Genomic DNA, 13,389 nt, shown 5'->3' with positions numbered 1-13,389 from the left:
TAACTTTTACCCTTTATAATGAAGCATATTTTACTATGCATGACGTTTGCTATATTTAGTATTTCGCATGCACAAACAACTATAACCGGTCGTGTTACAGATTCTAAAACCAACACTCCCCTCCCGTTTGTAAATATTACGAGCAATAAAACCGGAACCATTACCGACGAAAACGGAAACTACACTATAGATGTAAATTCTAAATCGAGTCTTTTAAAATTTTCCTATATAGGCTACAAAACAAAAACCGTTGCCGTAGCAAACAACACCATAATAAACGTAAGTTTAGTAGAAGATGCTGCTGCGCTTAACGAAGTTGTAATTACTGCCTTGGGCATAAAACGCGAATCTAAAGCTTTAGGCTACTCTGTTCAATCCATAAAACATGAAAGCTTAACCGAAGTAAAAACAGTTAACTTTCTTGATAATTTACAAGGTAAACTAGCAGGAATTTCCGTTACGCAAGGCGCAACAGGTGTAGGATCTACTTCTAAAATTACTATTCGAGGCGAAGCATCGTTCTCTAACAACAATCCGCTTTTTATTGTCGATGGTACACCAATTAACAACGAAACCGTTTTTAATTTCACTAACGAAGCTGCTGCTGGTTTTCAAGAAATAGATTTTGGAAATGGCGCCATGGAAGTTAACCCAGACGATATAGAATCGGTAACCGTTTTAAAAGGCGCTAGTGCTGCTGCGCTTTACGGAACCAGAGCCTCAAACGGTGTTATTGTTATAAAAACGAAAGACGGAAACAACCAAAAAGGATTTCAAGTAAGCTTAAATTCATCGGTTACTATCGATTCTGCTTTTAAACTTCCCGATTTTCAAAATGAATATGGCCAAGGGCAATCTGGCGCGTTCGAATACGTCGATGGTTTAGGTGGTGGCACAAGCGACAATATCACCTATTCTTGGGGACCACGATTGGATGCTGGAAATTTAATTCCGCAATTTGATAGTCCCGTACAACTCCCTGATGGATCTTTTGTTCGCGGAGGCGATACAGCATTATATAACGACTTGCCTATTACAGCAACACCTTTTAACTCTAACCCAAACAACTTAAAAGACTTTTACCAAACAGGCGTAACCACATCTAACAACATATCTATTTCGAATGGATTTGATACGGGTAGTTATCGATTATCGTTTACCGATTTAAGAAGCGAATCTATTATTCCAGGTGTAAATCTAGACCGCCAAACTGTGGCTACAAAACTAAATTTTAAACCTTCGGAAAACACAGAAATAAACACTTCTATAAGTTACGTAAATTCAAGTAGCGACAACAGACCATCTAACGGTTACGGAAGTGAAAACGTAAACTACTCTCTTGTTGCTTGGGGACCACGGTCTTTAAATATTAATAGCTTAAAAAACTATTGGCAACCTGGTTTAGAAGGCGTGCAACAATTCGCGTTTAACTATACGTTTTTCGATAATCCTTATTTTATTTTATTAGAAAATAGAAATGCTTTTAATCGCGATAGAATTTTTGGAAACATTGCTTTAAAACAACAAATCACAGATCATTTAAGTGTTTCGTTAAGAACGGGAATGGATTATAGTAGCGAAACTAGACAACTACTAAGAAACTTTAGCAGTAACCGTTTTAAAAATGGTGCTTACGCCGAGCACGATGTTAAATACAGAGAAGTTAACACCGATTTTTTAATCAATTACAAAAACCAATTTGGCGATTTTTCTTTTGATATTTCTGCTGGTGGTAATCGGTTAGACCAAACTGCTTCTACAAAACAATCTCAAACCGTAAACTTAGCGCAACCAGGAATTTTTAGTTTAAACAATGCAGCTTCACCCATAGAAGTTTTTCAATTTGAAAGCAATAAGCGCATCAATTCACTTTACGGTATTGCAAAATTAGGCTACAAAAATTATTTATTTTTAGATATTACAGGACGTAACGATTGGTCTAGCGCCTTAGCAACACCATTTTCTGTCGATGGCACATCATTTTTCTATCCTTCTGCTTCTGCTAGTTTTGTTTTATCTAATGTTGCTCAATTACCAAATGCGATATCTTTTGCTAAACTACGCGCAAGTGTTGCCCAAGTTGGTAACGATACTGGTGCTTTTCAAACCTCGGGAGCTTTTGTATCGCAAACACCATTTAATGGTCAGCCAACATTTAGCAACCAAGATTTTATACCTAACGCTAATTTAAAACCCGAACAAACTACAAGTTACGAGATTGGAACCGATTTACGATTCTTTAAAAACCGTATCAATTTAGATTTCACCTATTACAACGCGACAACCAAAGATCAAATTATTTCGTTACCCATTGCCATTTCCTCTGGTTATAATCAGCAGGTTGTAAATGGTGGCGAAGTAAACACACAAGGCGTTGAAATTGTTTTAGGCATTACTCCTATTAAAAACAAAAACTTTAAATGGCATAGCACTTTTAATTTTGCCACTAACCGATCTACAATAGAAAACTTACCACAAAACGATGGCCGATTAACACTCGCTTTTAGCCGAATTTACGATAGCGCCAACCAAACCGTTTGGTTTCAAGTGGAAGAAGGCGGACGTATTGGCGATTTTTACGGCACAGGGTATTTAAAAAACAGTGAGGGTGAATTTATAATAAATGATAACGGCGAATTTATTGCCGATAATAATTTACAAAAACTCGGCAATTACAATCCTGATTTTACTTTAGGATGGAATAATAATTTCAATTACAAAAACTGGAATTTAAATTTTCTTTTCGATTGGAGACAAGGTGGCGAAATAGTGTCTAGAACACGTGCCTTAGGGAATGTTGGTGGCCAATTAGCAGAAACTGCGTTTAGACCAGAGTCTGGTATTGTTGCTCAAGGCGTTAACCAAACTACGGGTTTAGCAAATACTGTCGCTGTTTCTGCAGAAAGTTATTTCAGACAGTTTTACGATAGAAATCATGAAGAGAATAATATATATGATGCTTCCTTTTTAAAACTACGCCAGTTTGCTATTGGTTATAATTTTAAATTAAAAAAAGGGCTTTTAGGCTTAAAAAATGGAAGTGATTTAAACCTATCGCTTACCGGAAACAATTTGTTCGCTATTACCGAAAATCCACATTTTGATCCTGAGCAAATTGCTGTTCAAGGCAATGGTTTAGTAAGTGGTGTAGAAGATTTAAGCTATGCCACAACAAGAAGTATCGGTTTTAAAATTGGTATTAATTTTTAAAAATAGTTTTTCGCTTTTGCGGAAACACAAACTAGTCATTTTATGAAACATACAACATATATAGTATTCATTTTAAGTCTTTTGTTTACAACTAGCTGTACCGACGACTTTCAAGACATAAACACCAACCCAAACGCTCCCGTTTCGGTACAACCAAGCTTATTATTACGCCAAGTTATTTATAATTTTGGAGAAGAAATGAGCTATGAAGGTTTTGTAGCAGGCGATTTATTATCGCAACACAGAACTGCATTAGACTTTAATTTATTTGATAGACACGCACTTAAATCGCCACAATTAGGAGGAAACCCTTGGCCTATATTTTACACCAATTTACGTGATAATGAAATTATTTTAAATCAAGCTAAAACTATAAACGCTTATAAAGTATACGAAGGACCTGCGTTAATTCTTAAAGCATACATGGCAGCAGGATTAACAGATTTATTTGGAGATGTGCCTTATTTTGAAGCTTTTAATGGCGTAGACGGAAGTGTAACACCTGCCTATAACAATCAAGAAGATATTTACACCAGTGAAGATGGTATTTTAGACAACCTAGACAAAGGCATAATCGCTATTCAAAATTACAACGATGCCATTACTTTAGAAGGCGATATTTTGTTTAATGGTGATTTACAAGCATGGATTAGGTTTGCTAATTCATTAAAAATTAAAAGTCTTATCAGAATCTCAGATAAAATAGATGTTTCATCCGATTTACAAACTCTTTTTAACAATGACAACTATATAAAAAACAACACACAAAATGCGGTGTTCGATTTTACAAACTCAGACCCTAACAGTTTTAGATTAGCACAATTACGAGTTGGGGATTTTAACAATTTTGTATTATCTGAAACTATGGAAGATATTTTAACCCATTTTAACGACCCTAGATTAAGCACTCTTTTTAGGCCATTCTCTAACTCTACTACAAACGAGTTTAATGGCCTTTTAAATGGTATCGACGGTGCAGCTACCACTCCAAAACTTGCCAATTACTCATTAGCGGGAACCATGTTTAGGGAAGATACATCGACTTTAGACGCTAATTTTATAACTGCTTGGGAAGTTTATTTCGCTTTCGCGGAAGCTGCTACCAAAAATCTAATAACTGCTAATGCCAAACAACTTTATGAAACAGGCGTAACACTAGCTTTTGAGTATTGGAATACGGATTTACCTGAAAATTACCTAACAGGAACCGCTGCTTTTAATGCCACCAACAAAACGCCTTTAGAGCAAATTATTACTCAAAAATGGATTGCCAACACCATTAACGGTTACGAAGGTTGGATAGAATATAACCGTACAGGATTCCCTGAATTAAAAACCATTTCTGCCAGTTTAAACAACGATGCAATACCGGTAAGAATGCCATATCCTGCAGAAGAAGCAACGCTAAATGCCGATAACTATTCTAAAGCAGCAGCCAGAACAGATAACAACAGTATTAACAGCCCAGTTTGGTGGAATGAATAATATAGACGTAACAACATGGCAATGGGGATTAATTATAGCATCGAGTTTAATGCTATTTTTATTATCGCCATTTTCAAAAACAAAAGATCAGTTTTTTAAAGCTACCAAAAAATTAAAAAAACCCAACACCTTGGTTTTAACAGGTAGCTTAATCATTTCTTGGATTTTTGCTAAAAGCATCACCAATGCTGCTAACTTAGGGTTAAGCTTTGGTCTTGTTGGTGGTGTAGCTTATGCTGGCTATTATTTATCTTTTGCTGTTGCCGGAATATTGCTTTATCAACTTAGAGTAAAAGGAGGTTTCAACAGCATACATCATTTTTTAACTACCAAATTTGGAAAAGGAGCGATGGCTATTTTTTCAGTTTTAATCGCATTTAGACTTTTTAACGAGGTTTGGAGTAACACCATGGTTATTGGTAGTTATTTTGGAGCACCTAGAAGCGAACCTTATTATTGGTCTATTGTTCTATTTACGCTATTAACATTGGCTTACGCATTAAAAGGCGGATTGAGTAGTTCTATTTTTACCGATGTAATTCAAATGGGGTTGTTTTCTATTTTACTCATTGTAATTCTATATCATATATTTTCTATAGAAAGTTTTTCAATTCAGAATGTAGTATCTTCAGGAACATGGAGTTTCGAACTCGGTTTAAATCTATTTTTTGCTGCTATTATTCAATCTTTCAGCTATCCGTTTCACGACCCAGTTTTAACAGATAGAGCCTTTATTAGTTCACCAAAAGTTACCCGTCGTAGCTTTTTAATCGCAAGTGTTTTGGGCGCTTTTTGTATTGTTGCTTTTAGTGTTATTGGTATTTATGCTCAAACGCAAAATATGGAAGGGCAAGCAGCGGTTGAAGTCGGTAAAGCCTTTGGTGTTATTATTTTACTTGTTATTAATTTTATCATGATTACTTCGGCAGCTTCAACTTTAGATTCTACTTTTTCATCTTTTTCAAAATTATTATCAATCGATTTAAATCTTGGAAAAAACGTAACATTCGGTAGAATTTCTATGGTTCTTGTTGCTGTTCTAGGCACGCTTCCTGTATTTCTTAATGCCGAAATACTATCGGCAACAACCATATCGGGAACTATGGTTATTGGCCTAACACCTGTTTTTCTGTTTTGGAAACTAGACGTTCCAAAAATAAGCTATTACCTCAGCGTAGGTTGCGGACTCATTTTCGGCATCATTTTAGTATTAGAGATATTTCCAGAATCACTCATTTTTACCCAAGGAAAATACGCCGATTTATTATGGATTAATTTCTGGGGCATTTTAAGTTGTATCACATTATATATTATTCCAAGATGGATAAAAAAATAGAACATTTAGGTAAACTTTCGGGTAAAGTATTACTCTTTGGTGGCGTTTACAGTAATCTTCAAGCTCTAGAAGCTCTAAAGCAAATTGCGGAACACGAAGGCATTCTGCCAGAAAACTGCATTTGCACAGGAGATATTGTTGGTTATTGCGCACAGCCAGAAGAAACCGTGCAGCTGTTTAAAATTTGGAAAGCAAAAAGTATTGCTGGCAATGTTGAAATTCAGCTTAGCGAAGGTGCAGAAAATTGTGGTTGCGAATTTAAAGAAGGATCTCGATGCGATAATTTTTCGCAACAATGGTATCCTTATGCGCAAAGTCAGCTTTCAAAAAACTCTTTAGATTTTATTAAAAGCATACCGGAACACATCACTTTTAATTATGCAGGAAAAAATGTTATGGTGGTGCATGGCTCGTACAGAAACACATCAGAGTTTATTTTTAAATCTTCACCTTGGGAATTTAAAGCACCTAATTTTTCACCAAACAACAAAAACGACTACGATGTTGTAATTGCTGGCCATTGCGGCTTACCTTTTAACGACTCGCAAAACAACAAACTGTGGCTTAACCCTGGAGTAATTGGTATGCCTGCTAACGATGGTTCTCCTTCGGTTTGGTATGCTATTTTAGATGATACTACGGGGCGTTTAGAATATAAACACCATACCTTAAACTACAACTACAAGCTAACCAACAAGCTTATGCAAAACGGATTATTACCACAAGAATACGCCCGAACCATAGTTACTGGCATTTGGGATAACACAGAAATTTTGCCAGCTCTAGAAAGTGGTTTGCAAGGTTTCGGTGTTCAACTGTAATTTTCTTAAATTTGAGAGACTAAATAATTATGAAAAACATCTTTTTAATTTTATTATTTTTTAGCAGCACCTCATTATTTGCTCAAAAATCAATAGATAAACTTTTAAAAAAATATAATGACAATAGCATTCCGTATATTTCTCCTCAAGAATTAGCTGAACCAGAAAACAATATTTTCTTATTAGACTCAAGAGAATTAAAAGAATACGAAACCAGTCACTTAAAAAACGCGATTCACGTAGGTTACAATCATTTTAAAATTGATAGTATTCATAAAAAAATTCCAAATAAGAATTCTAAAATTGTGGTGTATTGCTCGGTTGGTATACGGTCCGAGTCAATTGGAGACAGTCTAAAAAAAGCAGGTTACAAAAATGTAGAAAACTTACGCGGTGGTATTTTTGAATGGAAAAACAATAATTTACCCGTTTATAACAAAGAAGAAAAAGAAACAGATAGCATCCATACCTTTAATAAAACATGGAGTAAATGGCTAAAAAAAGGCATAAAAGTATATGAATAAAGAACTTGTTATTGTTTTTGTAAAGAACATAAAACTAGGAAAAGTAAAAACGAGATTGGCAAAAACTATTGGTAACCAAGGTGCTTTTGATGTGTATAGCGAACTTGTAAAAGTTACCGAAAACGCCACTAAAAATTTAAACTGTGATAAGCATATTTATTTTTCGGAATCTATAGTTGAAAACCAATGGCCAAACGATTATAAAACTGTACAGGAGGGAAAAGACTTAGGCGAGCGTATGCTTAATGCTTTTAAAAATGGTTTTGAAGCAGGTTACTCTAGAATTGTTTTAATAGGATCGGATTTACCAGATATAAACAGTAAGCATATAGAAGTTGGCCTAAACAAATTAAACCAAACCGAGGTTGTTTTTGGTCCTGCCGAAGATGGTGGTTATTATTTAGTAGGCTTATCCAAAATGCATGCAACCGTTTTTAAAAACAAACCGTGGAGCCAAGATAATTTATTAAAAGAAACGCTTAGTGAATTAAAAGAAAAACGCATAACTTTTAGTACTTTAGAGACCTTAAATGACATTGATAATTTTGAGGATTTAGTAGCTTCAAAATTCTATCAATCTAACTTAAAGTTACAAGAAAAAATAAAACAATACCATGATTAAACTGATAGAAGAAACGGTAGATTATTTAAAAGAAAAAGGGTTCGAAAAACCAGAAATAGGTATTATTCTGGGTACAGGTTTAGGCCAACTTAAAAATGAAATAAACATTATAAAAGAAGTAAGCTATAACCACATACCTAATTTCCCTACAGCCACTGTAGAATTCCATAAAGGCAAACTTATTTATGGCGATTTAGCTGGAAAAAAAGTTATTGTAATGCAGGGACGTTTTCATTTATATGAAGGATACAGTCTGCAAGATGTAACGTATCCTGTTCGTATTATGGAAAAACTAGGCATAGAAACGCTGTTAGTTTCTAATGCATCTGGCGCTATAAATCTCGACTATAAAAAAGGAGAACTAATGCTTATCGACGATCATATAAATCTACTAGGCAGTTCGCCGTTAGCCTTTAAAGGTGTCCAACAATTAGGAGAACGTTTTGCCGACATGAGCCTACCTTACGACACAGAGATTAACAACAAATTCAAAGCTATTGCAAAAGCCAACAACATTAAACTTCACGAAGGGGTTTACGCTAGTGTTGTAGGACCTCAATTGGAAACCCGTGCCGAATACCGTATGTTAAAAATTATTGGTGCCGATGCCGTTGGTATGAGTACCGTTCCCGAAATTATTGTTGCCAATCACTTAGGGTTAAAGGTTGCAGCTATTTCTGTATTAACAGATGAATGCGACCCAAACAACTTAAAACCTGTAGATATTAACGAAATTATTGCTATGGCCAATAAAGCAGAACCTGACATGATTACGCTTTTTAAAGCCTTGATAAAAACCTTATAAGTTGTGAAAATTTTACTCTCCTTTTTTGTGCTCTTAATATCTATTTATAAAGTACTCACGAGTTTTCTATTACACGAAAAACAAGGCATTCTTTTCGATATAAAAATAAACATTTGGATCTATAGGGCAATATGGATTATCGCAGGTTTAGCCTTTGCTTACAACCTTTTTAAAATATATCAAGACAAAAAACGATTTGGTGTATAAGTCTAAAAGTACCGTATGGAAAAATACCTAGAAATAATAAAAAACGCGTATTCTGGTTACTGGAATTATCTTAAAAATGAGATCCTTTTTCAAAACAACTGGGACAATTATTTTTACGGATTAATTGCTATTTCACTAATCGTTTGGGGGTTGGAAATTATATTTCCGTGGCGTAAAAATCAATCTATTTTTAGGAAAGATTTTTGGTTAGACACCTTTTACATGTTCTTTAATTTCTTTATTTTAAACCTTATTATACTCATTGCACTCTCGAATACGGTAGCCGAAATTTTTAATGATGTTTTAAAAACAGTTGGCTTATCACTAAAAGATTTTCAACTGTTCGACTCCAACGATTTACCAAAATGGCTTGGTTTAGTTATTTTCTTTTTGGTTTCCGATTTTGTACAATGGAATACCCACCGTTTATTACACCGTTTTGAGTTCTTTTGGAATTTCCATAAAGTGCACCACTCTGTAAAAGAAATGGGCTTTGCTGCACATTTGCGCTACCATTGGATGGAGCCGGTAGTTTACAAATCCCTCCTTTATATTCCCCTAGCATTAATAGCAAACTACAACGCGCAAGATGTGGCCATTATTTACTTTTTCAGTATTGCCATTGGGCATTTAAATCACGCCAATTTAGGTTGGGACTACGGTATTTTAAAATACGTGTTTAACAACCCTAAAATGCATATTTGGCACCATGTAAAAAGCTTGCCTAAAGATGTTAGGTTTGGAGTAAACTACGGACTAACCTTAAGTCTTTGGGATTACATTTTTAAAACCGATTATGTACCACACGATGGTCGAGATATTGAATTAGGTTTTGATGATGATGAAAAGTTCCCAAAAGATTTTATTAGTCAGGAACTTTACCCTCTTAAAAAATGAAATACCTAATTTACTTCGGTTTTAGTTTTTTTTTGGTCGCTTGCAGTGCCAATAAAACCACTACACAAGTACCACTCCAAAACACACCCTCTACCCTTCCAGTAGTAATTTCTGAACCGGAAAAGACACAAGAAAAAGAACTCACTAAAGAAACTAGCGAAATAGTAATGACTAATACTTCCGAAGAACTAGTAAACGAGAGTAATCCCCAAGCAGAAACCAAGGAAAAGAATCTTGATGAGCCGCATACATTATGGAATGCCTTATTACAAAAACACGTTTCAGATGCTGGACATGTAAACTACAAAACCTTTAAAACAGAAAAAGGAAAACTACTAAGTTATATACAGGTGCTCAACCTCATCTATTCTAATACTAATTTCACATCACTATCTAAAGAAAAAACACTTGCCTTTTGGATAAACGCCTATAACGCTTTAACAGTAGATTTAATTCTAAAAAACTACCCTATAAAAAGCATAAAAGATATTGATAAACCATGGGATAAACGGTTTTGGAAACTGGGTAACAAATGGTTTAACTTGAGTGATATTGAACACGAAATATTACGTAAAATGGACGAACCTCGAATTCATTTCGCTATTGTTTGTGCTTCGGTGTCTTGTCCTAAATTACAAAATACCGCGTTTACGCCTTCCAATTTAGAAACCCAACTCACCAATGCTACAAAAGAATTTTTAAACGATCCAGAACGCAATGAACTTTCGGTAAACAGCATTAAAATTTCAAAAATATTTCAGTGGTTTTCTAAAGATTTTAAGCAAGATGGCGATGTTATCGATTTTTTAAATCAATACTCTGACGTTAATATTTCCGCGAAAGCGAAAAAGAGTTTCAAAGATTATAATTGGAATTTGAATGAATAAAATTTCCATTATTATTCCCGTTTTAAATGAAGCTGAAACGATTGAAAATTTACTTTTTCATCTTATCGATTGCTCATCATTAAACAACATCTCGGAAATCATTATTGTCGATGGTGGTAGTACGGATGGCACGATACCAATAATTAAAAATTTAGGCTTAAATATTAAAGTTTTAAATGCTGATAAAGGTCGTGCTAAACAAATGAATCTTGGAGCAAGTGAGGCCAACGGTAATATTCTATACTTTCTACATGCCGATTCCTTCCCGCCTAATCGATACGATAAACTTATACTTAATGAAATAGAAAACGGAAATCATGCAGGGTGTTTTAAAATGAAATTCGACAGCAACCATTGGTGGTTAAAATTAGCTGGTTGGTTTACTCAATTTAATTGGCAAGCGTGTCGTGGCGGCGACCAAAGCTTATTTGTTACACGCTCACTTTTCAAAAAGATTGGTGGCTTTGATGAAAATTTCACCATTTACGAAGACAACGATTTTATTGCTAAATTATACCAACAAAAGCAATTTGTAGTACTACAAGACTGGCTAACAACTTCGGCTAGAAAATACAATTCCCATGGAATTTGGACACTTCAATTTCATTTTTTGGCTATTCATTTAAAAAAACGTCTTGGCGCTTCCCCAGAAAAACTAAACAGCTATTACTTAAAGCATATTGCGGCGCAGAACAATTAGGCTATTTCAAATCTAACTAGTCCTTTTTTTATTCTTATTTTAAAAGAAAACAAAGAAAAACACCAACATAACGCTTTATTTAACAACGCTTTAATACCGTGTTAAAAACTAATAAAATTCACTTAAAGAAACATTAAATGTTACAAATGGTTCGGTAATTCGTCTACTTTTATAAGAAACAACAATTTACATGAAACATTTCTACATTTATATAGCCATCAGTTTATTATCAATTTATGGCCATTCCCAAGAGTCTTTAAGTGCCAAAATTATAGATTCACTTAGCCAAGAACCTATTCCGTACGCCACTATTTCTATTAATGATAATTCGGGGGTAATTAGTAATGCCAACGGCAATTTCCTAATTTATTTAAATAAAAAATCGGCTAAACAAGATTCTTTAAAAATTAGATGTTTAGGTTATCAAACCAAACAATTTCTGGTTAAAACATTTAAAGACTCTATTGTTTTTCTAAATGCTAAAGCCATGGAATTGGATGAAGTTTTAGTGTCTAACAAAAATTATACTCCAGAGGAAATTATTGAAAAAGTACAAGAAAACCTAGAAAACAACTACAAGCATAATTTAACCAAAAGCAAACTCTTTTACCGAGCTTCATCGTTTCAAAATTTAATAAAAAGCGAGGTTGAAGTCAACAAATCTACTATTCCGGAATTTAACCAACAATTTATAGACAGCATCGTTACTGCTATTCCGAAAAACGCCGACGATTACACCGAGATTTTAGCCAACCTATATGGTAAACCTGGTGACGGTGATGATCAAAAAATAGACATTATTAAAGCTTCGCATTTATACGACAAAAATGCAGAGATGAGTTTTGATAGTTATGAGGAAAAGCTAAATACTATCCTGAAAAAGCATGTAAAACGTGATTCGTATTTCAAAATTAAATCGGGTTTCTATCGTGTTAAAACAGATATAGACTCTACGGCCTTTGATTTTGGTGAGCAAAAAGAAGACGTTAAAAAAACGGAAGCTATGCTTGAAGAAGAACAAAAGAAAGAAGCTGAACGTAAAAAAGATTTCTCTAACTACCGCAAATCGGCCATAGCAGAACTTGAGCAAGATAGTTTTATTTATGAAGATAGTGATTTAAACTTTTTAGAAAAACAAAACCGTTTTGATTTTAAAGTAGAAGACTATAGTTTTTTAAACGATGAATTTGTTTATAAAATAAGTTTTACCCCAAAACGAAAAGAAGATTTTAAAGGAACTATTTATGTAAACACTGATGATTTCGCGATTGTTAGAATAGATTATGAAAACGTAAAAAATCTAAAAAACTTTAAATTATTAGGTCTATCGTACTCAAAAAAATTAAAAAAAGGCACCCTTATTTATTCTAAAAACGACACCGAAAAATACGCTTTAAAATATGCTGAATTAGAAGAAGGCAGCCAATTTGGTATTAAACGCCCATTAACCATTATTGAAAAAAATAAACATGTTAAAGGCAGGCGTAAACAAAACGAATTAGATACCGATATTCATTTTATAATGAGCATTAAGGAAAAAAGTGAACTCGTGATTTTTGAAAATGAAAACATATCGGAAGTTACTTTTAACAACTTTGAAGAAAAACCAAAAGTAGAGCTGGTGTATTTACCAAAATACGATCCTGAATTTTGGAAAGGCTATAACGTGATTGAACCTAACCAAGCCATTAAGGATTTTAAGAGTTTGGAATAAAAAAAAGCAGTTATCGGTTTTGTTATGTCTACTCGGGGAGACATAACACAAGTAACGAAAACCATGATTATGTGATGTCTCCTAACGTCGACATGACATAGTGATTCTAAAATAAAAAGTAGATAATGGGTTGTTTTACACCTTGTTTCTTTAAAAACAATTAAAAAGTTCCGCGCTAAAA

The 13,389-nt window shown here is 34.1% G+C and carries 11 protein-coding genes; all 11 read left to right on the top strand.

The genetic code is table 11. The features are described from left to right. Positions 1 to 18: 18 nt before the first annotated feature. On the top strand, positions 19 to 3,210 hold the full coding sequence (locus FQU21_RS15985) for a SusC/RagA family TonB-linked outer membrane protein (protein ID WP_147679015.1): 3,192 nt from the start codon (positions 19 to 21) through the stop codon (positions 3,208 to 3,210). Positions 3,211 to 3,252: 42 nt separating this feature from the next. Further along, positions 3,253 to 4,695, top strand: coding sequence for a SusD/RagB family nutrient-binding outer membrane lipoprotein (locus tag FQU21_RS15980; protein ID WP_147679014.1), 1,443 nt, complete (start codon positions 3,253 to 3,255; stop codon positions 4,693 to 4,695). 1 nt (position 4,696) lies between these two features. Beyond that, positions 4,697 to 6,031 (top strand): SLC5/6 family protein, encoded by a 1,335-nt coding sequence (locus tag FQU21_RS15975; protein WP_147679049.1) that lies wholly within the window; start codon positions 4,697 to 4,699, stop codon positions 6,029 to 6,031. After that, the gene (locus tag FQU21_RS15970) at positions 6,016 to 6,852 is read left to right on the top strand and encodes a metallophosphoesterase family protein (protein ID WP_147679013.1); all 837 of its coding nucleotides are present in this window, start codon (positions 6,016 to 6,018) and stop codon (positions 6,850 to 6,852) included. The genes FQU21_RS15975 and FQU21_RS15970 overlap by 16 nt, the downstream gene beginning before the upstream one ends. Before the next feature lie 29 nt (positions 6,853 to 6,881). Next, complete coding sequence (locus tag FQU21_RS15965) at positions 6,882 to 7,376, top strand: rhodanese-like domain-containing protein (protein WP_147679012.1); 495 nt, start codon at positions 6,882 to 6,884, stop codon at positions 7,374 to 7,376. Next, positions 7,369 to 7,998, top strand: a complete 630-nt coding sequence (locus FQU21_RS15960; RefSeq protein ID WP_147679011.1) for a TIGR04282 family arsenosugar biosynthesis glycosyltransferase — start codon at positions 7,369 to 7,371, stop codon at positions 7,996 to 7,998. Before FQU21_RS15965 ends, FQU21_RS15960 begins: the two co-directional genes overlap by 8 nt. After that, on the top strand, positions 7,991 to 8,803 hold the full coding sequence (locus FQU21_RS15955) for a purine-nucleoside phosphorylase (protein WP_147679010.1): 813 nt from the start codon (positions 7,991 to 7,993) through the stop codon (positions 8,801 to 8,803). The genes FQU21_RS15960 and FQU21_RS15955 overlap by 8 nt, the downstream gene beginning before the upstream one ends. A gap of 222 nt (positions 8,804 to 9,025) precedes the next feature. Next, the gene (locus tag FQU21_RS15950; RefSeq protein WP_147679009.1) at positions 9,026 to 9,907 is read left to right on the top strand and encodes a sterol desaturase family protein; all 882 of its coding nucleotides are present in this window, start codon (positions 9,026 to 9,028) and stop codon (positions 9,905 to 9,907) included. After that, complete coding sequence (locus FQU21_RS15945) at positions 9,904 to 10,794, top strand: DUF547 domain-containing protein (protein ID WP_147679008.1); 891 nt, start codon at positions 9,904 to 9,906, stop codon at positions 10,792 to 10,794. Before FQU21_RS15950 ends, FQU21_RS15945 begins: the two co-directional genes overlap by 4 nt. Further along, a complete protein-coding gene (locus FQU21_RS15940) occupies positions 10,787 to 11,494 on the top strand; it encodes a TIGR04283 family arsenosugar biosynthesis glycosyltransferase (protein ID WP_147679007.1) in 708 nt (235 codons plus the stop codon). Before FQU21_RS15945 ends, FQU21_RS15940 begins: the two co-directional genes overlap by 8 nt. Before the next feature lie 190 nt (positions 11,495 to 11,684). After that, on the top strand, positions 11,685 to 13,208 hold the full coding sequence (locus FQU21_RS15935; protein WP_147679006.1) for a carboxypeptidase-like regulatory domain-containing protein: 1,524 nt from the start codon (positions 11,685 to 11,687) through the stop codon (positions 13,206 to 13,208). The last annotated feature ends 181 nt before the right edge of the window (positions 13,209 to 13,389 follow it).

Source organism: Algibacter pacificus, from assembly GCF_008033385.1.
Lineage (GTDB): Bacteria > Bacteroidota > Bacteroidia > Flavobacteriales > Flavobacteriaceae > Algibacter > Algibacter pacificus.
Note: the sequence above shows the minus strand (reverse complement) of the source record. Positions and strands in the feature narration are given on the sequence as shown.

Bases quoted from the DNA above. Each gene is read 5' to 3' on its own strand.
- FQU21_RS15985 (WP_147679015.1), top strand. From the start codon at position 19: ATGAAGCATATTTTACTATGCATGACGTTTGCTATATTTAGTATTTCG.
- FQU21_RS15980 (WP_147679014.1), top strand. From the start codon at position 3,253: ATGAAACATACAACATATATAGTATTCATTTTAAGTCTTTTGTTTACA.
- FQU21_RS15970 (WP_147679013.1), top strand. From the start codon at position 6,016: ATGGATAAAAAAATAGAACATTTAGGTAAACTTTCGGGTAAAGTATTA.
- FQU21_RS15965 (WP_147679012.1), top strand. From the start codon at position 6,882: ATGAAAAACATCTTTTTAATTTTATTATTTTTTAGCAGCACCTCATTA.
- FQU21_RS15960 (WP_147679011.1), top strand. From the start codon at position 7,369: ATGAATAAAGAACTTGTTATTGTTTTTGTAAAGAACATAAAACTAGGA.
- FQU21_RS15955 (WP_147679010.1), top strand. From the start codon at position 7,991: ATGATTAAACTGATAGAAGAAACGGTAGATTATTTAAAAGAAAAAGGG.
- FQU21_RS15950 (WP_147679009.1), top strand. From the start codon at position 9,026: ATGGAAAAATACCTAGAAATAATAAAAAACGCGTATTCTGGTTACTGG.
- FQU21_RS15945 (WP_147679008.1), top strand. From the start codon at position 9,904: ATGAAATACCTAATTTACTTCGGTTTTAGTTTTTTTTTGGTCGCTTGC.
- FQU21_RS15940 (WP_147679007.1), top strand. From the start codon at position 10,787: ATGAATAAAATTTCCATTATTATTCCCGTTTTAAATGAAGCTGAAACG.
- FQU21_RS15935 (WP_147679006.1), top strand. From the start codon at position 11,685: ATGAAACATTTCTACATTTATATAGCCATCAGTTTATTATCAATTTAT.